The 24,842-nt window shown below is 64.6% G+C and carries 19 protein-coding genes; 7 read left to right on the forward strand and 12 right to left on the reverse strand.

Features of this window, described 5'->3' with window-relative positions; all coding sequences use genetic code 11:
- Window positions 1–3 precede the first annotated feature (3 nt).
- The 3 genes from ACR3EK_RS11315 to ACR3EK_RS11325 all read right to left on the reverse strand — a co-directional run bounded on the left by ACR3EK_RS11315 (window position 4) and on the right by ACR3EK_RS11325 (window position 2,588).
- Entirely contained in the window at window positions 4–348 is a 345-nt protein-coding gene (locus ACR3EK_RS11315; protein WP_480633413.1) for a 5-carboxymethyl-2-hydroxymuconate Delta-isomerase, read from the reverse strand.
- A gap of 57 nt (window positions 349–405) precedes the next feature.
- Window positions 406–1,332 carry an ornithine carbamoyltransferase gene (argF, locus tag ACR3EK_RS11320; RefSeq protein WP_480633414.1) on the reverse strand — a complete coding sequence of 309 codons (927 nt, stop codon included), beginning with the start codon at window positions 1,330–1,332 and terminating at the stop codon, window positions 406–408.
- A 68-nt stretch (window positions 1,333–1,400) separates the two neighbouring features.
- Window positions 1,401–2,588: an acetylornithine transaminase gene (locus ACR3EK_RS11325; RefSeq protein ID WP_480633415.1), complete on the reverse strand. Its 1,188-nt coding sequence runs from the start codon at window positions 2,586–2,588 to the stop codon at window positions 1,401–1,403.
- Between the two features lie 306 nt (window positions 2,589–2,894).
- On the opposite strand from ACR3EK_RS11325, the gene ACR3EK_RS11330 reads away from it, so the two are divergent.
- Both ACR3EK_RS11330 and ACR3EK_RS11335 read left to right on the forward strand, forming a co-directional pair.
- Complete coding sequence (locus ACR3EK_RS11330) at window positions 2,895–3,779, forward strand: DMT family transporter (RefSeq protein ID WP_480633416.1); 885 nt, start codon at window positions 2,895–2,897, stop codon at window positions 3,777–3,779.
- Window positions 3,780–3,886: 107 nt separating this feature from the next.
- Window positions 3,887–5,122 carry an MFS transporter gene (locus tag ACR3EK_RS11335; protein WP_480633417.1) on the forward strand — a complete coding sequence of 412 codons (1,236 nt, stop codon included), beginning with the start codon at window positions 3,887–3,889 and terminating at the stop codon, window positions 5,120–5,122.
- Here the strand turns inward: ACR3EK_RS11335 and ACR3EK_RS11340 are convergent.
- Entirely contained in the window at window positions 5,119–5,922 is an 804-nt protein-coding gene (locus ACR3EK_RS11340) for an ABC transporter permease (protein ID WP_170435250.1), read from the reverse strand. The genes ACR3EK_RS11335 and ACR3EK_RS11340 overlap by 4 nt on opposite strands.
- A gap of 126 nt (window positions 5,923–6,048) precedes the next feature.
- Between ACR3EK_RS11340 and ACR3EK_RS11345 the strand changes: the two genes are divergently transcribed.
- The gene (locus tag ACR3EK_RS11345; protein ID WP_005977688.1) at window positions 6,049–6,627 is read left to right on the forward strand and encodes a GcrA family cell cycle regulator; all 579 of its coding nucleotides are present in this window, start codon (window positions 6,049–6,051) and stop codon (window positions 6,625–6,627) included.
- Between the two features lie 5 nt (window positions 6,628–6,632).
- Window positions 6,633–7,277, forward strand: coding sequence for an NUDIX hydrolase (locus ACR3EK_RS11350; RefSeq protein WP_480633418.1), 645 nt, complete (start codon window positions 6,633–6,635; stop codon window positions 7,275–7,277).
- Window positions 7,278–7,280: 3 nt separating this feature from the next.
- Here the strand turns inward: ACR3EK_RS11350 and ACR3EK_RS11355 are convergent, their stop codons facing one another.
- Window positions 7,281–8,360 (reverse strand): DUF2235 domain-containing protein, encoded by a 1,080-nt coding sequence (locus tag ACR3EK_RS11355; protein WP_480633419.1) that lies wholly within the window; start codon window positions 8,358–8,360, stop codon window positions 7,281–7,283.
- Window positions 8,338–10,629, reverse strand: coding sequence for a xanthine dehydrogenase family protein molybdopterin-binding subunit (locus ACR3EK_RS11360; protein WP_480633420.1), 2,292 nt, complete (start codon window positions 10,627–10,629; stop codon window positions 8,338–8,340). Before ACR3EK_RS11360 ends, ACR3EK_RS11355 begins: the two co-directional genes overlap by 23 nt.
- Window positions 10,630–10,774: 145 nt before the next feature.
- On the opposite strand from ACR3EK_RS11360, the gene ACR3EK_RS11365 reads away from it, so the two are divergent.
- Window positions 10,775–13,936, forward strand: coding sequence for a valine--tRNA ligase (locus ACR3EK_RS11365; protein WP_480633421.1), 3,162 nt, complete (start codon window positions 10,775–10,777; stop codon window positions 13,934–13,936).
- Between the two features lie 125 nt (window positions 13,937–14,061).
- The gene (locus ACR3EK_RS11370) at window positions 14,062–15,228 is read left to right on the forward strand and encodes a benzoate/H(+) symporter BenE family transporter (protein ID WP_480633422.1); all 1,167 of its coding nucleotides are present in this window, start codon (window positions 14,062–14,064) and stop codon (window positions 15,226–15,228) included.
- Between the two features lie 27 nt (window positions 15,229–15,255).
- Here ACR3EK_RS11370 and ACR3EK_RS11375 read toward each other — a convergent pair whose 3' ends face one another.
- Window positions 15,256–16,038 (reverse strand): crotonase/enoyl-CoA hydratase family protein, encoded by a 783-nt coding sequence (locus ACR3EK_RS11375; protein WP_480633423.1) that lies wholly within the window; start codon window positions 16,036–16,038, stop codon window positions 15,256–15,258.
- A gap of 144 nt (window positions 16,039–16,182) precedes the next feature.
- Between ACR3EK_RS11375 and ACR3EK_RS11380 the strand changes: the two genes are divergently transcribed.
- Window positions 16,183–17,292, forward strand: coding sequence for a pyridoxal phosphate-dependent aminotransferase (locus ACR3EK_RS11380; protein ID WP_170372072.1), 1,110 nt, complete (start codon window positions 16,183–16,185; stop codon window positions 17,290–17,292).
- Here the strand turns inward: ACR3EK_RS11380 and ACR3EK_RS11385 are convergent.
- The 5 genes from ACR3EK_RS11385 to ptsP all read right to left on the reverse strand — a co-directional run bounded on the left by ACR3EK_RS11385 (window position 17,289) and on the right by ptsP (window position 24,814).
- A complete protein-coding gene (locus ACR3EK_RS11385) occupies window positions 17,289–18,479 on the reverse strand; it encodes a pyridoxal-phosphate-dependent aminotransferase family protein (RefSeq protein WP_480633424.1) in 1,191 nt (396 codons plus the stop codon). The two genes, ACR3EK_RS11380 and ACR3EK_RS11385, sit on opposite strands and share 4 nt — an antisense overlap.
- A gap of 52 nt (window positions 18,480–18,531) precedes the next feature.
- Entirely contained in the window at window positions 18,532–19,167 is a 636-nt protein-coding gene (gene eda, locus ACR3EK_RS11390; RefSeq protein ID WP_170358240.1) for a bifunctional 4-hydroxy-2-oxoglutarate aldolase/2-dehydro-3-deoxy-phosphogluconate aldolase, read from the reverse strand.
- A 4-nt stretch (window positions 19,168–19,171) separates the two neighbouring features.
- A complete protein-coding gene (gene edd / locus ACR3EK_RS11395; protein WP_170358238.1) occupies window positions 19,172–20,977 on the reverse strand; it encodes a phosphogluconate dehydratase in 1,806 nt (601 codons plus the stop codon).
- 1 nt (window position 20,978) lies between these two features.
- On the reverse strand, window positions 20,979–22,424 hold the full coding sequence (gene zwf / locus ACR3EK_RS11400; protein WP_480633425.1) for a glucose-6-phosphate dehydrogenase: 1,446 nt from the start codon (window positions 22,422–22,424) through the stop codon (window positions 20,979–20,981).
- A 146-nt stretch (window positions 22,425–22,570) separates the two neighbouring features.
- Window positions 22,571–24,814, reverse strand: a complete 2,244-nt coding sequence (gene ptsP, locus ACR3EK_RS11405) for a phosphoenolpyruvate--protein phosphotransferase (RefSeq protein WP_093962727.1) — start codon at window positions 24,812–24,814, stop codon at window positions 22,571–22,573.
- Window positions 24,815–24,842: the final 28 nt, after the last annotated feature.

Here is a 24,842-nt window from a genome sequence, read left to right on the forward strand (position 1 = left end):
ACGTCAGGTCGCCAGGCGCTTGGCGTAGGTGGCGCGGTTCATCTCTACATCCCGCACCGTGATGCTGCCCACCGTCGGCGCAGCGGCGGTCAAAACATCCAGAATGATCGCGTTCAATTCGGCTCGTGTCTGTTCATCCCGTCCCTGCATCAGCAACAGAGAGGCATGGATGAAGGTCTGCGGCTCGGTCCCGATGAAGGAATACGGGATCGGCATCGCGCGAATTTTCAGCGTTGGTGCGTCAAACTCCTGATGCGCGGCGAGGACCGTATAGAGTTCTTCGCATATGGCTTGAAAATCATGCGATTGCTCAAGTCCGGCTGAAAATTCCAAGACGACGTGCGGCATGAGAGCCTCCGGGATTGAAAGAGAACCAGAGGCTCCCGTTGGATTTCTGAGGGGGCTTCAGACGCCCAAACACCAGCGCATCACCGCCTTCTGCGCGTGCAGGCGGTTTTCGGCCTCGTCAAAGATCACCGAGTTCGGCCCGTCCATCACCTCGGAGGTCGCTTCCTCTTCGCGGTGGGCGGGCAGGCAGTGCATGAACAGGGCGTCGGGCTTGGCATGGGACATGAGTTCTGCGTTGACCTGATAGGGCCGCAGCAGGTTGTGCCGACGTTCCTTCGCGGATTGGGAATCGTGCATTGAAACCCAGGTGTCGGCCACAACCAGATCGGCGCCTTCGACGGCCTTGTACGGATCGCGCTCGATCACGATCTTCGAGCCCTTCTGGCGGGCGAAACCCATGAACTCTTCCTCGGGGTCGAACTGGGCGGGGCCGGTGAAGGTCAGGTCAAACGCGAACTGGCCCGCCGCGTGCAGGAACGAGGCGCAGACATTGTTGCCGTCCCCCGTCCAGACCACCTTTTTCCCGGCGATGGGGCCGCGGTGTTCTTCATAGGTCAGCACGTCGGCCATGATCTGGCAGGGATGGGTGCGGTCGGTCAGGCCGTTGATCACCGGCACGTCCGAGTATTCGGCCATCTCGGTCAGGATGGTTTCGTCGAAGGTGCGGATCATGATCATGTCGACATAGCGCGACAGCACGCGGGCGGTGTCGGCGATGGTTTCGCCATGGCCCAGCTGCATGTCCTTGCCTGACAGCACCATGGTCTGACCGCCCATCTGGCGCACGCCCACATCGAAAGAAACGCGGGTCCGGGTCGAAGGTTTTTCGAAGATCAGCGCCACCATGCGGCCGGCCAGCGGCTGTTCGTCGTCGGGCGCGGCCTTGGGACGGCCCAACCGGGCCTGCTTCATCGCGCCGGCCTGGTCGATCATCGACCGCAGCGCGGCGGCGTCGGTTTTGTGGATATCAAGGAAATGGTTCATGTCGGTTCGCTTTTTCACTGTCGGTTGCCGGGGGGCACCGCCCCCGGCGTATTCGGGAATAGGGGGCGTCAGGCCGAGGCGAGTTGGCCTTGAACCTGCCGGGCGGCTTTCTCGAGGCGTATCTGGGCCTGGGCAATGTCATCCTCGGTCAGGGTCAGCGGCGGCAGCAGGCGGATCACGTTGTCGGCCGCGGGCACGGTGATGACTTCGTTGTCATAACCGGCCGCGACAACATCGGTGTTGGGCGCTTTGCATTTCAAGCCCAGCATCAGGCCGGATCCGCGGACCTCTTCGAACACGTCGGGGTGATCGGCGACTAGGCCCTCGAGCTTTTGGCGTAGCAGACCCGCCTTTCGGTTGACGCCGTCCAGGAAGGCCGGGGTTGCCACGTGGTCCAGAACCGCGCAGCCCACCGCGCAGCCCAGCGGGTTGCCGCCATAGGTCGACCCATGGGTGCCCGCGGTCATGCCGCTGGCGGCCGCTTCGGTAGCCAGCACCGCACCTAACGGGAAGCCGCCACCGATACCCTTGGCCGCCATCATGATGTCGGGCGTGATGCCTGCCCATTCATGGGCAAAGAGTTTCCCGGTCCGGCCGACGCCGCACTGCACCTCGTCGAGGATCAGCAGCAGGCCGTTGTCGTCGCAGATCTGGCGCAGGGCCTTGAGTTCGACATCGGGGACGGGGCGGATGCCGCCCTCGCCCTGGATCGGCTCGATCATGATCGCGGCGGTCTTGTCGCTGATCGCGTTGGTCACACCGTCCAGATCGCCGAAGGCGACATGCACGAACCCCGGCAGCAGCGGGCCGAACCCCTTGGTCATTTTCTCGGACCCGGCAGCGGCGATGCCCGCTGAAGAACGCCCATGGAAAGACCCATCAAACGTGATGATCTCCACCCGCTCGGGTTGCCCCTGATCGTAGAAGTATTTGCGGGCCATCTTGACCGCCAATTCGCAGGACTCGGTGCCCGAATTGGTGAAGAACACCGTGTCGGCAAAGGTCAGATCCACCAGCTTGTCGGCCAGCGCCTGCTGCTGCGGGATCTGGTACAGGTTCGACACGTGCCACAGCGCGTGCGCCTGTTCAGTCAAGGCCCCGACCAGTGCCGGGTGGGCATGGCCCAGCGCATTCACCGCAATCCCCGCGCCTAGATCAAGGAAACGTCGGCCGTCCGCCTCGGTCAGCCAGGCGCCTTCGCCCTTAACGAAGGTCAGCGGAGCACGATTGTAGGTCGGCAGAACGGACGGGATCATCGGATCATCCTTTTTGGAAAACTTGAACCCAGTGACTGAAACACTGAGACCGGGTTCGTCAACAGATTTGGTGAGAGATGCGCGGATTTGGGTCGCGCGCGCAGGATCAAACGGGCCGGTTACGCGGTGATGCGTCGGCGTCGGAGCGGCAGGATATGCGCGAGTTTGATCATGGGTGCCCGTATAGCGGGGCCAACCCAGTGTGGAAAGGCAAAATGTATCCGCCCATGGATTTTTTGCAGGCGCGGGTCGGGCGCCTTGCAATTCGGGCTTGTCATTTCTCTTACGCTGGCGCACCGATGGCCCATGTTCTCACCACAAGCCCACAACCCTGCCCTGGCAGCCGTACTTATCTTCTGCGCCAGCGCTTTCATCGCGGGCACGACATTGCTGGCCAAAGCTCTGGGCACCGAGACACTGGGCCCGCCCCTGCACCCGATGCAGATCAGCCATGGCCGGTTCCTGTTCGCATTTGTGGTCATCGTGGCAGCGGTTGGCGTTCTGCGTCCCCAACTACGGCGTCCCCACTGGGGCCTGCATGTCGGACGCACCAGCTTCGGGTGGACTGGCATTACTCTGATGTTCGCGTCGGTCGCCTATATCCCCATAGCCGATGCCACGGCGATATCGTTTCTGAACCCTGTTTTCGCGATGGTTCTGGCCATTCCTCTGCTGAAAGAGACCGTAGGGCCTTGGCGCTGGTTGGCGGCGGCGGTGGCTTTGACGGGGGCCATCATCCTGCTGCGCCCGACCCCCGACAGCTTTCAACCCGCGGCTCTGCTGGCCTTGGCGGCGGCGGCAGTGATCGGGATGGAACTGATCTTCATCAAAAAGCTGTCTGGCCGCGAGAGCCCCATCCAGATCCTGCTCATCAACAATGCCATGGGCTTGACGATTGCCAGCATCGCGGTCGCAACCGTCTGGCAGCCACCATCGCCCGCTCAGTGGGCGGCTTTGGCCGGCATTGGTTTTCTGATGGCTTGCGCGCAGGCCTGCTTCGTCAATGGAATGGCCCGGGCAGATGCCTCGTTCGTAGCGCCAATCAGCTATGCAACGCTGATATTCGCCGCGCTTTATGACTTTGCGGTGTTCCGGGTCGTTCCGGATTGGGTCAGTTTGCTGGGCTCAGGGGTGATTCTAACCGGAGCGCTGATCCTTGTCTGGCGCGAGGCCCAAGCCAGACGCCGCTAGAATTTTTTTCTACGGCCTTGTCCGCAGGCGACCCCGATGTCGCAAACTCTCATGAAACCGACACCGCATGACGCACCCTGAATGCGGTTGGTTAGAGAGATTGCCCGATGCACGAACGCCGAATCCCGGAATGGGTCCGTCATGCGCCCGCGCCCTCCGTTCGCAAGTTCGGAATACTTGCCGGGTTCGAGGCCGTGGTTCGCGGCATCCTGATTTCCGTATTCCCCTTGGTGATGTACCGGGCCATGGGCGACGCCGGGTCCGTCTCGCTCGTTTACTTTCTGGTCGGCCTCGTTTCGTTATTGGCCGGACTGATGGTGCCGCTCCTGATCCGCTATGTTCCGCGGCGATGGGCCTACACAGCCGGCTGCGTTATGTTCATCACCGGCGCTCTGCTGGCCATCGACGGCAGCCCCGAGGCCGTGATCGGAGCACTTGCGCTGAACACCGTGGCCGCGGTGGTGACCTTTATCTGCTTCAACGCCTACGTTTTGGACTACATCAGCAAGATCGAGCTCGGCCGCTGCGAAACAAGCCGGATGTTCTACAGCGCGCTGGGTTGGACAGCGGGGCCTATGGCAGGTGTGATGTTGATGGAATTATGGGCGCCGGCCCCTTTCGTCATCAGCGCGGCCGCCGCCATTGGTATGCTGATCATGTTCTGGGCCATGCGCTTAGGGAACGGCAAACTGATTACCAAGGCCAGGAGGGCAACGAAAAATCCGCTGTCTTTTCTACCACGGTTCTTTGCCCAACCACGGCTGGTGGCCGGGTATCTGTTTGCCATGATCCGGTCGTGTGGCTGGTGGATCTATGTGGTCTACCTTCCGATTTTCGCCATCGAAAACGGGTTGGGTGAGCAATTGGGCGGCACGCTTTTGTCAGCCACGAACGCCATGCTGTTTGCTGCCCCCCTGATTCTGCGCTGGGTCCAAAACCGGTCTCTGCGCAGCGCCGTGCGAACGGGCTTCGCCGCCTGCGCCACATGTTTTCTGTTGGCTGCATTTCTCTCGGGCTGGCCGGTGGCATCGGTCGTCGCACTGGTCATGGGGTCAATCTGGTTGATCGTGCTGGACATTTGTGCCGGTCTGCCATTCCTGATGGCGGTGAAGCCGTCCGAGCGGACAGAGATGTCCGCAATCTATTCCAGCTATCGCGACGTTTCGGGAATTCTGACACCGGGCTTTGCCGCCTTGGTGTTGCTGGCGACACCGGTGGCTGGTGTTTTTGCAGCAGGTGGGTTTGCACTGCTGGGCGCCTGGTCCGTGGCCGCGCGACTGCATCCGCGGCTGGGACGCCCACGCGTGCCTCTACAGCCCGGTTCGTTGTCCGAAGCTGCCTAGGCCTTCAAACGGTAACCGGTCCGCAGCATTTGCCAGATGACGGCGCAGATCAGCAGGGTCGACAGCAAACAGACGGCCATCCCCAACATCGGGTTGCTGTCCGACACGCCGATCATGCCGTATCGCAATCCGTCGATCAGGTAGAAAACGGGGTTCATGTGGCTGATCCTGTTCAGCAACGGCGGCAACGCGTCGACCGAGTAGAAGGTGCCGGACAGAAACGCCAACGGAGTAACGATGAAGTTGGTGATGGCGGCCATCTGATCGAACTTGTTGGCGAAGACCCCTGCCAGTAGGCCCAGCGCGCCCATGAACGCACCCCCAAGAATGACGAAAACCAAGGCCAGCGCGGGATGCTGCGGCATCAGCCCCAAGCCAAGCGCCAGCGCAGCGGCCAGCATCAACGCGATCAGCACACCCCGTGCGATGCCGCCCGCCAGATAGCCCAGCAAAATCTCGAGCGGGGACAGCGGCGGCATCAGGGTATCGACGATGTTGCCCTGCACTTTCGAGATCACCATCGAGGACGAAGTGTTGGCGAAGGCGTTCTGAATCACCGTCATCATCATGATCCCGGGCGCCAGGAATGTCAGGAAGGGCACGCCCATGACATCCGGTCGCCCCGGGCCGACGGCAATGTTGAAGATCAGCAGGAACAGCCCCGCTGTGACCAGAGGCGCCAGCAGGGTCTGCGTCCAGACCGCCAGGAAGCGCAGGGTTTCGCGCTGGGCCAGTGTCCACAACCCCATCCAGTTGACCGCTCCGAAACGGCGCATGTCCTGATCCGCGAGATTCTGCATTCCTGCCCCCAATCTGATTCGATGACCGCTTGTAACTCGGCCCGCAGTGATTAGAATAGGGCGCTGAGACGAATTCCGAAGGCGGCCCGTGACCGAGGCCGCTTTCCCGCTTTTGAAAGGCTACCCATGTCCTGGACAGACGAGCGCGTTGAACTGCTCAAGAAAATGTGGGGCGAAGGCCAGTCGGCCAGCCAGATCGCCAAGGAACTGGGCGGGGTCACCCGCAATGCGGTGATCGGCAAGGTCCATCGCCTGGGCCTGTCGAACCGGACCGCCGGCGCCGCACCGGCCAAGGCCGAGCCCAAGGAAAAACCGGCCCCCGCACCCAAGGCCGAGGCCAAGCCCAAACCCGCCCCCAAGACCGAACCGGCTCGCCCTGCAGCAGCCGCGCCGGCCGCCGAGGCAAAGCCGGCCACGCCGCCGCGCCGCCAGATCATTCCGGCCGGCCAGCCGCTGCCGCCGCAGCCCTCGGCCAATGAGATCAGCCCCGAGGCACTGGCCAAGGTCAACGAGGTCGAGAAGAAGGCCAAGAAGCTGACCCTGATGGAACTGACCGAAAAGACCTGCAAATGGCCCGTGGGCGATCCGGCCACGGATGATTTCTGGTTCTGCGGTCTGCCGGCCGAGCCGGGCAAACCCTATTGCGAGGCGCATGTGGGCGTCGCCTTCCAACCCATGAGCTCGCGCCGCGACCGGCGTCGTTGAGGCCCATGCCCCAGGATCCGACAGCGATGGAGGATACCTGGCTGGCCCGGGCCAAACGGCTTTTGGCGCTGGCCGAAACCGGCCAGCATTTCACCACCGATCCGTTCGACCGCGAACGCTATGACGAGATCGCCGGAATGGCCCGCGCGATGCTGGCCGATCTGGGTCGGGTGCCTTTGTCACAGATCGAAATGGCGATGCCTGCCCACTCGGGCGGATACGCAACACCCAGCATCGACATCCGCGCCGCCGTAATTCGCAACGGCGGTATCCTGCTGGTACGGGAACGCAGCGACGGGTTGTGGGCGATGCCTGGCGGTTTTGCCGATATCGGCAGCTCTCCGTCGGAGAACATCGAACGCGAAGTCTTGGAGGAAGCCGGTCTGCGTGTCGCGGCGCAGACACTCTATGCCGTACGCCACAAGGCACGGCATCCCTACCCGGCAGATACACGGGATTTCTACAAACTGTTCTTCCTGTGTAGCCCTTTCGATGCCGCCACCCCGATACCGGGCCCCGAAACCAGCGAAGCGGCGTTTTTCGCCCCGGATGCGTTGCCGGACCTGTCCCTGACACGCAATCTGGAAAAAGACATCCACGATGCGTTTCAAGCGAACGGCAAGTCATCCAGCCCGGCGATGTTTGACTGACCGCTACTGCGCCGGGTGCGAATGTGGTCCTGCCGGCAGGTGCACCCATTTGGGCAGTTCGTCGGGCGAAACCGAGACATGCAGGCGTTCGGACGGGTCCTGACCTACGGTGCGATGCTTGCGCAGCAGGAAGATCTTGCCCCACCCCCGCCACGTCCCGACCGACGGTGCATGGGGATCAGTGGGAAAGCGGTTGCGCCAGTCTTCAGGCAGCGGCAGACCATGCAACTCGGCCTTGTCGAGCATCCACACCAGCGAAATGTTGGCCAGCGGTCGCGCGGGCTCGAACCCGCTGAGTTGCCCCCCGACGTCACCATGCGTGCCGCGGAACCAGACCTGTTCGCAGTGGCCGCGGAAATCCGGCGCGGTCGCCCAAAGAACTGGCGTGAAGACCTCTCGCGTTTCATCCAACGCCAGCGCATGATACCCGTGCCGGGTGGACGGCCCGAGGTGGTGGTTGTGAAATGAATGCCGCTCTTCGGCCATGCGCCACAGCAGCGGCAGGCGCAGTCCCAATGCCTTGACCGTGTCCCAGACGCCGATCATCTCAACTTCGACGCCGTCGTGGCAGAAATTCCGGCGAAAGTCCTGTGCGGCCTGCCCACCCGGGTTGCACTCATAATGCCGGTAGGCCTGCTTGATGTTGCGCTCGGTCGCATGCTCGGCCTGCAGCAGCCCGATCATATCGATGACGCCGGCAAGGCTGCGCACACCATAGGCGCCGCGGGAATAGCCGATGAAGTAGATCCGATCGCCGGGCTTGTACCGCGAGGCAAGATAGCCGTAGGCCCTGCGGATCTGGCGGTTGATCCCCCGCCCCATCATCACGTCCAGCGTGGATTTCCAGCTCTCCCATTGCACGCCCGCTTCATAGAAGACCGAGACCTGATTGCCCATTTCACAGCACAGCCGAAAGGTCTGGCCGGCATGGGTCTCGAACCCGGGCTCCAAGGTCGACATCGTTCCGTCCAGGATGATGACATGACTGATGGGTTCGCGGTGGCGCGTTTCGGCGGAATGCTCGGACCGCAGGGGGCGGCCGAGCCATCCAAGTATCTTCTTACCGAACCGCGACAGTACCATTCGACAACAATTCCCAAACCTTGACCGGAGTGAACGGCATGTCCGCCTGCCGCACCCCATGATCCCAGAGCGCATCCTGCACCGCATTTGCAACCGCGGCCAATGCGCCAACGGTGCCTGCCTCGCCGCATCCTTTCATTCCCATGGGGTTGGCGGTCGACGGAACCGGCGCCGAGGTAAACCTAATCATGGGTATGTCAGCGGCGCGCGGCAAGGCGTAATCCATGAACGTTGCCGTGAGCAACTGCCCCTCACCATCATGCACCACGTGCTCGCACAGCGCCTGGCCGATGCCCTGGGCCACCCCGCCATGCACCTGCCCTTCGGCCAGCATGGGGTTGATGAGATTGCCGAAATCATCGACGACCGTATAGCGGTCGACCGTCGTCGTGCCGGTTTCCGGGTCGATCACGATCTCGGCAACATGGGCGCCGTTGGGATAGCTGCGCGCCTTGAGCCGCGTGCGGGCCTCGTGCTGCAGTAGGTCGGTGCGGCCGTCAGCGCGGGCCATCTCGGCCGCTTCGATCAGCGTGGGCGTCAGGTTCGACCCCGGCGCGCGAAAGGTTTCATGGTCGAAGGTCACATCGCTTTCCTCGACCCCCATTTTATCCGCCAGATAGGGCCTGAATGCGGCAATCATCTGGTCAATCGTGACCAGCGTCGCCGCGCTTTGCACCGTGACCGAGCGTGACCCGCCGGTGCCGCCGCCCTGCGCCATGCGGTCGCTGTCACCCTGCACGACCCGGATCCGGTCGGTCGGAATTCCCGTCTGATCCGACAGGAACTGGGCATAGACCGTCTCATGGCCCTGCCCGTTCGATTGCGTCCCGACATAAAGGTTCACGGTTCCGTCCTGACAGAATTCGACTTTTGCGCCTTCGGAAGGGTCACCCAGAATGCTTTCGATATAATAACAGAGCCCCTGCCCCCGGATCAGGCCGCGTTCGGCGTCGGCGGCCTTGCGCGCGGCGAAACCGGCGGTCTGTTCGGCGGCGCGGGACAGAACCAATCCGAAATCGCCCACATCATAGGTTTCACCGGTGGCCGAGACATAGGGAAAAGCCTCGGGCCGGATGAAGTTACGGCGGCGCAGTTCCCACGGGTCGACGCCCAGTTCCCGCGCGGCGCGGTCCATCGCGCGTTCCAGCACATAGATCGCCTCGGGTCGGCCGGCACCGCGATAGGCATCGACCTGAGTGGTGTTGGTATAAAACCCCTCGACCCGCAGATAGGTTTTCTGCACGTCATAGACGCCGGGCAGCACGCATTTGAACAGGTTGGTCTGGATCGCCTGACCGAAATGGCTGTTGTAGGCGCCCAGGTTGCAGCGGCTGTGGACCCGGTAGGCGGTGATGCGAAGATCCTCGTCAAAGGCCAGCTCGGCCAGCGAGGTCAGGTCGCGCCCGTGGTGGTCGGACAACATCGCCTCGGTCCGGTCCGACATCCAGTGCACGGGCTGGCCCAGTTGCATCGCCGCCACCGCGACCGAGAAATACTCGGGATACGGCATCGCCTTCATGCCGAACCCGCCGCCTACGTCTGGCGTGGTGACATGGACGGCCTGCGGATCCAGCCGCAGCTTGTCGGCAAGCTGCGCCTTCATCCCCCAGACGCCCTGCCCGCCATAGCTGAAATGCAGCCGCCCATCGGACCAGACCGCATTGCAGCCGCGCGGCTCAATCGAGTTCACGATCACCCGGTTGTCGGCCACCTGCAGCGACACCACGTGGGCGGCGGCGTCAAAGGCGGCCTGGGTCGCGGCCTCGTCGCCCACGGCCCAGTCAAAGGCGCGGTTGTCGGGGGCCGCGGGGTGCAGCGGTTCACCACCCGGCGCAAGGTCCAGCTTGGCGGGGCGGTCGGCGGTGTCCATCCAGATCAGTTCGGCGGCGTCGCGGGCCTGCGCCGGGGTCTCTGCCACGACCATCGCCACCGGCTCGCCGACGAAGCGCACCCGGTCGCGGGCCAGCATGTGGCGCGGGGGATTGGCGGCACGGCCGCCGTCGCGGTTGACAAGGATCGTGGCGCTCAGCACCGGGTCGATTCCGGCGGCGATCAAGTCATCGATGGTCAGCACCAGCCGCACGCCGGGCGCGGCGCGGGCGGCGTCGAGGTCCAGCCCGGTGATGTCGCCATGCGCCACTGGGCTGCGAAAGAACACCGCGTGCAGCGCGCCGGGTGGCACTGTATCGTCCATGTAGCGCCCCTGCCCGGTCAGGAACCGCTGATCCTCGGTCCGGGTGACCGGTTGGCTCTTGCCGAACTTTTCCATGACGCGCCCCTTTCACTGCCTCAGACCGCGACCCTAGCCTTGATGCGGCGGATGTCCAGTGCGCGGGGTGCTTGGCCCTTTCCCTTCCCTCCACCATTCGCTATTGCAGGCGCTGACCCAAGATCGATGACGCAGGACGCACCCGATGGCGATGGACAAGACATTCAACGCGGCCGAGGCCGAGGCCCGGATCTACAAGGCCTGGGAACAGGCCGGAGCCTTTAAGGCAGGCGCGAACAAGTCGCGCGACGAAAGCTTTTGCATCATGATCCCGCCGCCGAACGTGACCGGCGCGCTGCATGTGGGGCATGCGTTCAACAACACCCTGCAGGACATTCTGACCCGCTGGCACCGGATGCGCGGGTTCGACACATTGTGGCAGCCCGGGCAGGACCATGCCGGCATCGCCACGCAGATGCAGGTCGAGAAGATGCTCGCCGCCACGCAACAACCCAGCCGGAACGAACTGGGCCGTGAGAAGTTCCTTGAGAAAGTCTGGGAGTGGAAGGGCGAATACGGCGGCACCATCATCGAGCAGCTGAAACGCCTCGGCTCTTCGTGCGACTGGTCGCGCAACGCCTTCACCATGGCCGGTGCGGCCGGCGACCCGCGCACGGGCCACGAAAACAGCCCCAACTTCCATGACGCGGTCATCAAGGTCTTTGTCGACATGTACGACAAGGGCCTGATCTACCGCGGCAAGCGGCTGGTCAACTGGGACCCGCATTTCGAGACCGCGATCTCGGATCTCGAGGTCGAGAATATCGAAGTCGCCGGCCATATGTGGCACTTCAAGTACCCGCTGGCCGGGGGCGAGACCTACACCTATGTCGAAAAGGACGAGGACGGGAACATCGTGCTCGAGGAAGAGCGCGATTATATCTCGATCGCCACGACCCGCCCCGAAACCATGCTGGGCGACGGCGCGGTTGCCGTGCACCCGTCGGACGAACGCTATGCGCCGATCGTCGGCAAGCTGTGCGAAATCCCGGTGGGCCCGAAAGAGCATCGCCGCCAGATCCCGATCATCACCGACGAATACCCCGACCCGAATTTCGGCTCGGGCGCGGTGAAGATCACCGGCGCGCATGACTTCAACGACTATCAGGTAGCCAAGCGCGGCAAGATCCCGATGTACCGCCTGATGGACACGCGCGGCCACATGCGGGCCGACGGCGCGCCCTACGCGGACGAAGCCGCCAAGGCCCAGGAATATGCCCGCGGGCGCGAATTCACCGAAAACGAGATCGACGCGATCAACCTGGTGCCCGACCATCTGCGCGGCCTGGACCGGTTCGAGGCGCGCGCCAAGGTGGTCGAAGAGATCACCGCCGAAGGCCTGGCCGTGATGACCCGCGCGGACGATCCGCGCCTGGGATCGAGCGCGCTGAAACCCGATGCCGAGGGCGCCGACGCGCTGGTGCCGCTGGTCGAGAGCAAACCGATCATGCAGCCCTTCGGCGACCGCTCGAAGGTGGTGATCGAGCCGATGCTGACCGATCAGTGGTTCGTTGAGACGTCAAAGATCGTGGGCCCCGCGCTGGACGCGGTGCGCGACGGCCGGGTCAAGATCATCCCGGAATCGGGCGAAAAGACCTATTACCACTGGCTGGAAAACATCGAGCCCTGGTGCATCAGCCGCCAGCTGTGGTGGGGGCATCAGATTCCGGTTTGGTACGGGCTGGACCTGTCGGCCGAGGATTTCAAGGATGACGAAAACGACGGCGAGCTGGACCTGGTCGAACTGGGCCGGTTGCTGAACGAAGGCGGCATGCTGCACCGGGGCGCGGTCATGGAGTGCGCCGCCAGCTTCGAAGACGTTACCGGAAAATTCCTGGATGACAATGCCGACATTCCCAGCCCGCTCAGCCACGCCACGGTGATCGAGGTGGCCGACAAGCACGAGGCGATCCACCGGTTCGCCGAAAGCCTGGCGCAATACGCGATCGACCGCGACCCGACCAAGCTGGTCTATCCGGTCTGGCGCGATCCGGATGTGCTGGACACCTGGTTCTCGTCCGGCCTGTGGCCCATCGGCACGCTGGGCTGGCCCGAACAGACCGAGGAGTTGCAGCGCTACTTCCCCACCGATGTCCTGATCACCGGGTTCGACATCCTATTCTTCTGGGTCGCCCGGATGATGATGATGCAGCTGGCCGTGGTGAACGAAATTCCGTTCCACACCGTCTATCTGCACCAGCTCGTCCGCGACGAGAAGGGCAAGAAGATGTCCAAGACCACCGGCAACGTCATCGACCCGCTGGAAATCGTGGACGAGTTCGGCGCCGACGCGCTGCGCTTTACCAACGCGTCGATGGCGGCCATCGGCGGCGTCCTGAAACTGTCGCGCGAGCGCATCACCGGCTATCGCAACTTTGGCACCAAGCTGTGGAACGCCGTCCGCTTTGCCGAGATGAACGAGGTCTTTACCGACGCCGTGCCGCAACTGGACGTGGCCGAGTTGCAGCCTAAGGCCGCCGTGAACCGCTGGATCATCGGCGAAACCGCCCGCGTCCGGGAAGAGGTCGACTCGGCGCTGGAGAGCTATCGCTTCAATGACGCGGCCAATGCGCTTTATGCCTTTGTCTGGGGAAAGGTCTGTGACTGGTACGTGGAATTGTCCAAACCGCTGCTGCAGGGCGACGATGCCGAGGCCCAGGCCGAGACCCGCGCCACCATGCGCTGGGTTCTGGACCAATGCCTGATCCTGCTGCACCCGATCATGCCCTTCATCACCGAAGAGCTGTGGGGCCTGACCGGCGCGCGACCCAAGATGCTGGTGCATGCCGACTGGCCAACCTATGCTGCCGCCGATCTGGTCGATTCCGACGCGGATCGCGAGATGAACTGGGTGATCTCGGTGATCGAGAACACCCGCTCGGCCCGCGCCCAGATGCGCGTTCCGGCGGGCCTGTACGTGCCGATGCTGGTGACCGAGATCGACGCCCACGGCCAGGCCGCCTGGGACCGGAACGAGGCGCTGATCAAGCGGCTGGCCCGGATCGACAGCCTGACCAAGGCCGATACACTGCCCAAGGGCACGATCTCGATCGCGGCGCCCGGCGCGTCCTTTGGCCTGCCGCTGGCCGACATCATCGACATCGTTGCCGAGAAGGAACGTCTGGAAAAAGCCAAGGGCAAACTGGCCAAGGAACTGGGCGGTCTGCGCGGGCGTCTCAACAACCCCAAATTCGTGGCGTCGGCCCCGGAAGAGGTGGTGGAAGAGGCCAAGGCCAACCTCGCCGCCCGCGAAGAGGAAGAGGCCCGCATCAACGAGGCGCTGGCCCGACTGGCCGAGATCGCCTGATTCGTCAGCCCTCCGCAGATTGACGAAACCCCGCCGCGCACGTCCGGCGGGGTTTTTTGCACCCGCCCCTGTTCACCGGGCCAAACGGTTGCTAGCAATCTCGGGACCAATCCACCGAGGCCTCCATGTCCAGACCCATTCCGCCGATGCAGACCGTTTCAACCGGGCTGGTCGTGGCCGTAGTCGGCTTTTTCAGTTCCTTTCCGATTGTCCTGCAGGGGCTGGACGCCATGGGCGCCTCGGGGCCGCAGGCGGCATCGGGGCTGATGATGGCCGCCCTTGCCATGGGGCTGGCGGCGATCGCACTCAGCCTGTGGTACCGCCAACCGATCAGCGTGGCCTGGTCCACGCCCGGTGCGGCGCTGCTGGCGGTTTCGGCCGCGCCGGCCGCGGGTTTCTCGGGTGCCATCGGCGCGTTCCTGTTTGCGGGTGCGCTGACCGTGCTGGCCGGAATGTGGCGCCCGCTGGGACGGTTGGCGGCGGCGATTCCCACCACGCTGGCGCAGGCGATGCTGGGCGGAGTGCTGCTGCCGCTGTGCATCGTCCCGTTTCAGGCCGCGGTCAAGATCCCCTGGCAGGCCCTGCCGGTGATCCTGACCTGGTTCATCGCCGGACATGTGCACAGACTGCTGGCGGTCCCCGCCGCCGTGCTGGCCGCCGCGCTGGTCGTCGTTCTGTTCTCTGACGGACCGTCTGTGCGCCCCGACCACCTGCTGGCCGCGCCGGTCTGGACCACGCCCACATTCTCGGTGGCGTCGATGATCGGCATCGGGGTGCCGCTGTTCGTGGTCACGATGGCCACGCAGAACATACCCGGCATCGCGGTGATGCGCAGCTTTGGCTATGCCCCGGTCGCAGGGCGGCTGTTCTCGGCCGTGGGCGGGGCCAGCATCCTGTCGGCCCCCTTCGGCGCGCCGGCGACCTGCCTTGCGGCCATCACCGCCGCCATGTGCTCGAACGAGGACAGCCACCCCGACCGGGATCAGCGCTATTGGTCCGCGGTCATGGCCGGAGTGTTCTATTGCCTGTTCGGGGTATTCGCCGTGGCCATCACCGGATTTGCCGCCCATGCCGATCCGATGCTGATGGGCACGTTGACCGGCGTCGCACTGATCGGGGTCATGGCCAATGCCACCTTCGCCGCGCTCGAGGTTCCGGCCGAGCGCGAAGCCGCGATCCTGACCTTTGCCATCACCGCCTCGGGCATCACCGTGTTTGGCCTGGGCGCGGCGGTCTGGGGTCTGCTGGCAGGCGGCATCGCCTACGGGGTGACGACGCGCCTGCGGGGCTGAGTTCGATCTGGCCGCGGCCCGCGAGGGTTACTTGAACTCGGGCTTGCGGCCCTGCATCTGGGCCATCACCACTTCCATCTGGTCGGGTTTGCCGATCAATTCGACCTGTTCGGCGGATTCGGCCAGCAGAACTTCGGCGCGCGACTTGGTTTCGGCCACCTCGATCAGGCGTTTGGCGGCGCGGATGGCCGAGGGGCTCCTGCCCGCGATATCCTCGGCCAGTGCGATGGCTTCGGTCAGCGGATCATCCGACAGGCTGGTGACCAGCCCCCAATCGGTGGCCTGGGCGGCACCGATGGGCCGCGCGGTATAGGTCAGCAGGCGCAGCACGTCGGACCGTACCAGTTTCGGCAACAGGACCATGCCGCCCATGTCGGGGACGATGCCCCATTTCATCTCCATCACGGCCAGCTTGGCATCGGGATGGGCAATGCGGATATCGGCACCCAGCGCGATCTGCAGTCCACCGCCATAGGCCACGCCCTGAATGGCGCAGATCACCGGCACCGGCACGCGGCGCCAGATCAGCGCCAGCTCCTGCATCTCATTCGCGTCGTCATGGCTGCGGGTCATCAGCCACTCGGTCGGGTCCTTGTGCGCCATGGCCGCGAAGCTGGCCATGTCGAGGCCCGCGCAGAAGCTTTTGCCCTCGCCCGACAGCACCACGGCACGGGCGTCCGAGGCAGCGACCTCTTGCCCCGCTGCCAAGATTGCCTTGATCATCGCATCATCCAGCGCGTTCATCTTGTCGCCGCGGGTCAGGGTGACATGGGCGATGTGGTTCCTGTATTCGACTGATACGCGCGCCATCTGGGCCTCCGGGTTTGATGTTCCGGGCAAACCATGCCCCGAAACCCGCAGCCGACGCCAGCCCGACGTGAGGGCAGATCGGCGCGGACGCCCCGGCCACATGCAAGGCTTGCCCCGGCCATGCCCTTGGGATTATCTGCGCCCATGACCGGACCCAGATACACCCCGCTTGCCCAATCCCTGCCCGCAACCGTGCCCTTCGTCGGCCCCGAGACGCAGGAGCGTCAGCGCGGCGCGCCCTTCGTGGCCCGGCTGGGCGCAAACGAGAGCGTGTTCGGCCCCTCGCCTCGCGCGATCGAGGCGATGCGGCAGGCCGCTGACGGCATCTGGATGTATGGCGACCCAGAGAACCACGATCTGCGCCATGCGCTGGCCGATCATCACGGGATCAGCCCCGACAACATCGTGGTCGGCGAAGGCATCGACGGGCTGCTGGGCTATCTGGTGCGCCTGATGGTCGGTCCGGGCGATGCGGTCGTGACCTCGGACGGGGCCTATCCCACCTTCAACTACCACGTCGCGGGCTATGGCGGGACGATCCACAAGGTGCCTTATGCCAACGATCACGAGGACCCGGCCGCCCTGTTCGCCAAGGCAGCCGAGGTCGGCGCCAAGCTGGTCTATCTGGCCAACCCGGACAACCCGATGGGCAGTTGGCATCGCGGCACGGACATCGTCGCGGCGATGGACGCTCTGCCGGACGGCTGTCTGCTGGTTTTGGACGAGGCTTACGTGGAATGCGCGCCCGTCGGCACCGCCGCGCCGGTCGCGGCGGATGATCCGCGCGTGATCCGGATGCGCACCTTTTCCAAGGTCTACGGCATGGCCGGCGCGCGGGTCGGCTATGCGATCGGAGCGCCCGGGTTGATCTCGGCCTTCAACAAGGTGCGCAACCATTTCGGCATGAACCGCATGGCGCAGGCCGGGGCGCTGGCCGCCCTGCACGATCAGGACTGGCTGACGCAGGTACAAGCACAGATCGCCTCGGCCTGCGACCGGATCGGCGCGATCGCGCGTGACAACGGGTTGGCCCCGCTGCCCTCGGCCACCAATTTCGTGGCGATCGACTGCGGGCGCGACGGAGCATTTGCCAAGGCGGTGCTGGATGCGCTGGTGGCGCAGGGGATCTTCGTGCGGATGCCATTTGCAGCCCCGCAGAACCGCTGCATCCGCGTCAGTTGCGGCACCGAAGCCGACCTGAACGCCTTTGCCGCCGCCCTGCCGCAGGCGCTGGCGGCCGCGCGCAGCGCCTAGCCCGCCAGAACCGCCGCAGCAGCCTCGAGCGCGCCGGACCCGCGCGGGATCTCCAACGCGGCCATGGCGGTTTCGATGCCGCCCAACAGGCCCATGACCATGTGACCGTTCAGATGGCCCATGTGGCCCAACCGGAAACACGACTCCTCGTCCGCCATGCCCAGCCCGATGCCCAGGGTCAGGCCCAGGTGCCGCTCGGTATAGCTGCGCAGGGGCGTGCCGCGACCCTCGGTCAGGCGCAGGGCGGTGACGGCATGGCTGCGATGCGCGCGATCGCCGACGTTCAGGTGCAGCGCCCCTCCCTCGGCCCAGACCTCGCAGGCGGCCCAGACGGCCTGTGCCAGCTGCGCATGGCGGGCCCAGACCTGCTCAATCCCCTCGGCATGGATCAGATCAAGGGCGGCGCGCAGGCCGTACAGGTGGTGCGTCGGCGCGGTGCCGCCGAAATATTGATAGAACCAGTCGGGCTCTGATCGCGGCTGCCAGTCCCAATAGCCCGAAACGCGCGGCATCGCGGCCCGTTTGGCCTTGGCCCGGTCGTTGAAGAACACGAAGGACATGCCCGCCGGGGTCATCAGCCCCTTTTGGCAGGCGGTGACCATGACATCGACGCCCCAGTCATCCATCTCGAACCGATCGCAGCCCAGCGAGGCGATGCAATCCGCCATCAGCAATGCCGGGTGGTTCAGATCGTCCAGCAACGCCCGCAGCGCCGGAATGTCGTTGCGGATCGAGCTGGACGTGTCCACGTGCACCGCAAGAACCGCCTTGATCCGGTGGTCGGCATCAGCCCGCAGGGCCTGCGCGATCCGGTCCATATCCCACGGGTCGGAGGGGCCGAAATCGATCAACTCGACCTTGACGCCCAGACGCTCGGCCATTTCCGCCCAGCCATGGGTGAACCGCCCCGAAGCCGGAGCCAGCACGGTTTCCCCCGGCGCCAGAACGTTGGACAGCGCCGCCTCCCACGCGCCGTGGCCGTTGGCGATGTAGATCGCCACCTCGTGCCGGGTACGGGCCACGCGGCGCAGGTCGGCCGTCAGGTCGGGCATCATCTCGACCAGTTCACCGGCATAGATATTGGGCGACGGGCGGTGCATCGCCTGCAGCACCGCGTCCGGAATCACGGAAGGGCCCGGAATGGCCAGATAATTTCGCCCTTGGGCGAAGGAAATACTGTCTGTCATGTGGATCAACCTGCCTGCAATGGCGCCCACCCTAGCGCCCGGCCCGGCAAGGTCAATCCATCAGGGCGGCCGCCTCACGTGCAAGGGCTTCGATCCCCGCCCAGTCGCCCTGCGCCACCATCTGTTTCGGCGCGACCCAACTGCCGCCCGCGCAGATCACGTTGGGCAGGGACAGGTAGTCGCGCGCGTTGGCGGGCGACACGCCGCCCGTCGGGCAGAAGGTTATCTGCGGCAGCGGCGCGCCGATCGCCTTGAGCGCAGGCGCCCCGCCCGAGGCTTCGGCCGGGAAGAACTTCAGCATGTCATAGCCCTGCTCGAGCAGGCGCATCGCCTCGGTCGCGGTGGCCGCGCCGGGCAGCAGCGGCAGGCCCTCGGCCTCGCAGGCGGCGATCAGGGCATCGGTGGCCCCGGGCGATACGCCGAACTGCGCGCCCGCCTCTTTTGCGGCGCGGACATCGTCGGGCGTGACCAGCGTGCCGGCCCCCACGACCCCGCCGGGCACCTGCACCATGGCGCGGATCGCGTCCAGCGCCGCGGGCGTGCGCAAGGTTACTTCGAGCGCAGGCAGGCCACCGGCCACCAGTGCCTCGGCCAGCGGGCGGGCATGGGCGGCGTCATCGACGACCAGAACCGGGACGATGGGCGCCAATGCGCAGATCTCGCGGGTACGTTGGGTTTTTGCGGACATAGGTTCAGGCTCCGAAAATGCTGGCACCGGCATCGGCCGAGCCGACGGCGTTGCGGAACGTGGTGAACAGGTCGCGGCCCACCCCGTATTGATGCGCCGAAAGATCGGCGGTGGCGACGGGGCGCTCCAGCACGCCGGGGGTCAGGATTTCAAGCTGGCCCCGCACCGCATCGACCCGCAGCAGGTCGCCATCGCGCAGCTTGGCGACCGGGCCACCATCCAGCGCCTCGGGGCAGACATGGATCGCCGCGGGCACTTTGCCCGAGGCCCCAGACATGCGGCCATCGGTCACCAGCGCCACCTTCTGCCCGCGCCCCTGCAGGATCGACAGGATCGGGGTCAGCGAGTGCAGTTCGGGCATACCATTGGCCTTGGGCCCCTGAAAGCGGACCACGACGATGACATCATCGGTGAACTCGCCCGCCTTGAACGCGGCCTTGACCTCGTCCTGGTCGTGGAAGACGCGAACCGGGGCCTCGACCACCTGGTGTTCGGGGGCCACGGCCGAGACCTTCATCACTCCGGTGCCCAGATTTCCGCTCAGGCGCGACAGGCCGCCGGTGGGCTGGAACGGGTCATTGGCCGGGCGCAGAATCTTTTCGTTCAGGCTGTGGCCTGCGCCGTCCTCCCAGATCAGCGCGCCATCGATCAGCTTGGGTTCTTGCGTGTAATGATGCAGCCCCTGCCCCGCCACGGTCAGCGTGTCGGGATGCAGCAGGCCTTCATCCAGCAACGTGCCGATGGTGTAGCCCAGTCCTCCCGCCGCATGGAAATGGTTCACGTCGGCCAGACCGTTGGGATAGACCCGCGCGACCAGGGGCACGACGCCCGAGATGTCCGAGAAATCCTGCCAGTCCAGCACGATGCCCCCGGCACGGGCCATGGCGATCAGGTGGATCAGCAGGTTGGTCGAGCCACCCGTGGCCATCAGCCCCACGATACCGTTCACGAAGGCGCGTTCGTCGAGGATCTGGCACACTGGCGTGTAATTGTTACCCAGCGCGCTGAGCGACAGGGCACGGCGGGCGCCCTCCTCGGTCAACGCATCGCGCAGGGGCGTGTTGGGGTTGACGAAGCTGGAGCCCGGCAGGTGCAGGCCCATGAACTCCATCAACATCTGGTTGGTGTTGGCGGTGCCGTAGAAGGTGCAGGTGCCCGGCCCATGATAGGCGGCCATCTCGGCGGCCATCAGTTCTTCGCGCGTGGCTTCGCCGGCGGCGAATTTCTGGCGCACCTTGGCCTTTTCGTCGTTGGACAGGCCGCTGGTCATCGGGCCGGCGGGCAGGAACACCGCCGGCAGGTGGCCAAAGCTCTGCGCCGCGATCACCAGCCCCGGCACGATCTTGTCGCAGACCCCCAGAAACACCGCCGCGTCAAAGGTATTGTGGCTGAGCGCCACCGCCGCCGCCAGCGCGATCACGTCGCGCGAGAACAGCGACAGCTCCATCCCGGCCTCGCCTTGCGTGACCCCGTCGCACATGGCCGGAACCCCGCCCGCGACCTGCGCGGTGCCGCCCGCGGCACGGGCCGCGCGGCGGATCAGTTCGGGATAGCGCTCGAACGGCTGATGCGCCGACAGCATGTCGTTATAGGCGGTGACGATGCCGAGATTGCCCACGCTGGTCGTGGCCATCGTCTGCTGATCGGCCCCTGCCCCGGCATAGGCATGGGCCTGTCCGCTGCACGACAAGTGCGCGCGCGCCGGCCCTTCGGACCGGGCCTGCTCCATCCGCTGCAGATAGGTACGGCGGGGATCGGCGCTGCGCTCGATTATCCTTTGGGTGACATCGGTGATGACGTTGTGAACCATCTCAACCTCCGATCTGGCGCCAGCGGCGCCCGTCGCGATGCATCAGCATCAATGCGTCTTCCGGGCCGGAACTGCCCTGATCATAGCGCGAGGGACGGTCGCCGCGCTCTTCCCAGCCCTTGATGATGGGATCGACCCAGGCCCAGGCGGCCTCGACCTCGTCGCCGCGCATGAACAGGGTCTGGTCGCCGCGGATCACGTCCATCACCAGCCGCTCATAGGCGTCCTGCGCGCGCACATCGGCACCCAGCGCCTCGGCAAAGCTCATGTCCAGCGCCACGTCCGTCAGGCGGAAGCCGCCCGGGCCGGGATCCTTGATCGTGGTGCGCAGGGTGATGCCCTCGTCAGGCTGCAGGCGGATCACCAGAACGTTGCCGTGCAGCGGGCCGACATTGGGAAAGATCGTGTGCGGCGGGTCGCGGAAAAACACCGCGATTTCGGATTCACGCGCGCGCAGACGCTTGCCCGTGCGCAGATAGAACGGAACCCCCGACCAGCGCCAGTTGCCCACGCGCACCTTCAGCGCGATGTAGCTTTCGGTCAGGCTGTGGGGGTTGCCCACATGATCGACATAGCCGTCGCCGCCCTTGTCCGCCCGGTACTGGCCGCGGGCGATGTCGGTCGGGGCGACAGGTTCCAGTGCCTCGATTACCTTGACCTTTTCACTGCGCACCGCGTTGGGTGAAAAAGTCGAGGGCGGCTCCATCGCGGTCAGGCACAAAAGCTGCACCAGGTGGTTCTGCACCATGTCCCGCATCGCGCCGGACTGGTCGTAATAGGCACCACGTCCTTCGACCCCGACGGTTTCGGCCACGGTGATCTGGACATGATCCACATGGGTCGCGTTCCACAGCGGTTCGAACAGCGAGTTGGCAAAGCGCAGCGCCATCAGGTTCTGCACCGTTTCCTTGCCCAGGTAATGGTCGATCCGATAGATCTGATGTTCTTCGAAACAGGCGCCGAGACCTTCGTTCAGCGCCTTGGCCGAGGCCAGATCATGGCCGAAAGGTTTCTCGACCACGATGCGGCTGTCGGGCGTGGCCAGCCCGTGATCATGCAGGCGCTGTGCGATGCCGGGAAACAGTTTCGGACCGACCGACAGATAAAAGGCGCGCACCACGTCGGAACGCAGCGATTTGGCCAGCTTGTCCCAGCCGTTTTCGCCCAGCGCATCCACGGGCACGTATTCGACCCGGGCCAGAAACCGGTCCAGCACGTCCTTTTTGAAGGACGGAGCGAATTCCTTCATCGACTTGCGCACCTGCGCGCGGAACCCGTCATCGTCCATATCCGATCGCGCGGTCCCGAAGATGCGCGCATCTTCGGGCATCTGCCCCACTTCGAAGCGATGGTAGAGGCCCGGCAGGATCTTGCGCTGGGCCAGATCTCCGGTCGCGCCGAACAGGACCAGGTCGAACGGATCTACCGGGATTACGCGTGAAACCATGGCTGGCTCCCTTCTTCGGACAATCCGGCGCGGTCTGCAGCCAGACACCCTGTTACCGCTAACATTCGTGGCTTGGATAGAAAGACCAAGCCCAAAAAGCAAGCCCGGATTTCGGAATCGGGCCTTTTTTCGCGGTCATCATGGCCTCAGCCGTTGTCGCGCAGATACTCCATGATCGCCGGGCGCACCGATTGTTCGCCGCGATGGCGCGCGTCGGCGATGATCTTGCGGACATCCTGCAGGTTGGACCGCAACAGCAGGCTTTTGACCGGGCCGATCGAGGCCGGGCGCATCGACAGGGTGCGGATACCCATCGCCGCCAGGCACAGTGCCTCGATCGGGCGGCCGGCATCCTCGCCGCAGAAACTCAGCGGCGTGTCGGAAATTCCGCACCGTTCGACGATGCGCTCGATCAGGCTGAGGAAGCTGACATTCAGCGTGTCATAGCGGCGGCGCACCAGCTCGTTTTCACGGTCGGCGGCGAAGAAGAACTGTTTCAGGTCGTTGCCGCCGATCGAGATGAAATCGACCTCGTCAAAGAACTTCTGGGGGGCGAAGGCCAATGATGGTGTTTCCAGCATCGCCCCAACTTCCAGCGTTTCCGGCAGGACATGACCCAGGCGCTTTTCGCGCTCCAGCGTCTTGTTCACTTCCCAACGGGCCTCGCGGTATTCGTCGGCCTGGGCGACAAACGGGAACATGACCGTCAGAGGACGGCCATCCGCCGCGCGCAACAGGGCCTGCAACTGCATCCGCATCACGCCGCGCTTGTCCAGGCCAACACGAATGGCGCGCCAACCCAGCGCCGGGTTGGGCTCGGCGACATGCTTCATGTAGGGCAGCACCTTGTCCGATCCGATATCCAGCGTACGGAATACCACGCGCTTGCCATCGGCCGAATCCAGAACGCGTTTGTACTGCGCCACCAGTTCCGACCGTTTGGGCATCTGGTTGCGGATCAGGAACTGCAATTCGGTGCGGAACAGGCCTACGCCCTCGGCCCCGGACGTCTTGAGCGACGGCAAGTCGGCCATCAGGCCGGCATTCATCACCAGATTGATCCGCTCGCCATCCTTGGTCACGGTCGGGGTTTCGCGGATCGAGGCATAGCGTTTCTGCGCCTCGGCCTGCATGGCCATCTTGTCGCGGAAGGCGCTGACGACGGTATCCTCGGGGCGCAGATGCACGACGCCCTCATCCCCGTCGACCAGAATATGGTCGCCGTTCAAAGCCTCGGTCGTGATCCGGCCCACATGTACCACCAGCGGGATGGCCAGAGCGCGGGCGACGATGGTGGCATGACTACCGACCGAGCCCTCCTCGAGCACGACACCTTTCAGCGAACGGCCATATTCCAGCAGGTCACCCGGGCCGATATTCCTCGCCACCAGGATCGGATCGGGCGGCAGTTCTTTACCGTTCGACCCGCCCTGCCCTGTCAGAATGCGCAGCAGACGGTTGGACAGATCGTCCAGATCCGCCAGACGCTCGCGCAGATAAGGGTCGGTGACCTGGCTCATCCGGGCGCGGGCCTGCGACTGCTCCTTTTCCACCGCCGCCTCGGCGCTGAGACCGCGAGCGATGTCCTCTTCCATCCGGCGCATCCAGCCCTTGGAATTGGCGAACATCCGGTAGGCTTCCAGAACCTGCAGCTGTTCCGTGTCGCCGCCCCGCGAGATTTCAAGCATCTTGTCGACGCCCACGCGCAGCTCTTCGACCGCCTCGTTCAGCCGCTCCAGCTCGCGATGTGGATCGTCGGCGATCGGGTTGGTGACGACGACACGCGGCTCATGCAGCCAGACATGCCCCTCGGCCGAGCCCTCCTGTGCCGGGCCACCGCGCAGCAATATGGATTGCTGATGCAACGGTGAAAGGGCGGCACCTTCGCCCACAAACGCACCCAATTCGGCCATTTCAGCAAGGACCATTGCCACGACTTCAAGCGCATAGACCTCATCCGCGGAAAATTCGCGTTGAGCGCGGGACTGGACCACAAGAACCCCAAGCTTCTGCCCCAGCCGCTGAATGGGCACGCCCAGGAACGACGAAAAACGCTCCTCGCCTGTTTCCGGCATGTACCGGAAACCTTTCTCGGAGGGCGCATCGGCGGCGTTGACGACCTTGCCGAACTTGGCCACCCGGCCAACGAGACCTTCCCCCAGACGCATGCGGGTCTGGTGCACGGCCTCGGGGGCAAGACCTTCGGTGGCACACAGCTCTAGGGTTTCGTCGTCGCGGAACAGATAGATCGAGCACACCTCGCACCGCATGCTGTCGGCGATCAGGTGAGTGATCCGGTCAAGACGCTCCTGACCGGCAGCCTCGCTTGCCATCTCCTCGCGCAGCCGCCCCAGCAGCTTGCGGGATTCTGTTTCCATTCCGTCTGCCATCGCCCGATCTACTCTGCGGTGTCAGGCG

The organism is Ruegeria sp. BC8, from assembly GCF_056535705.1.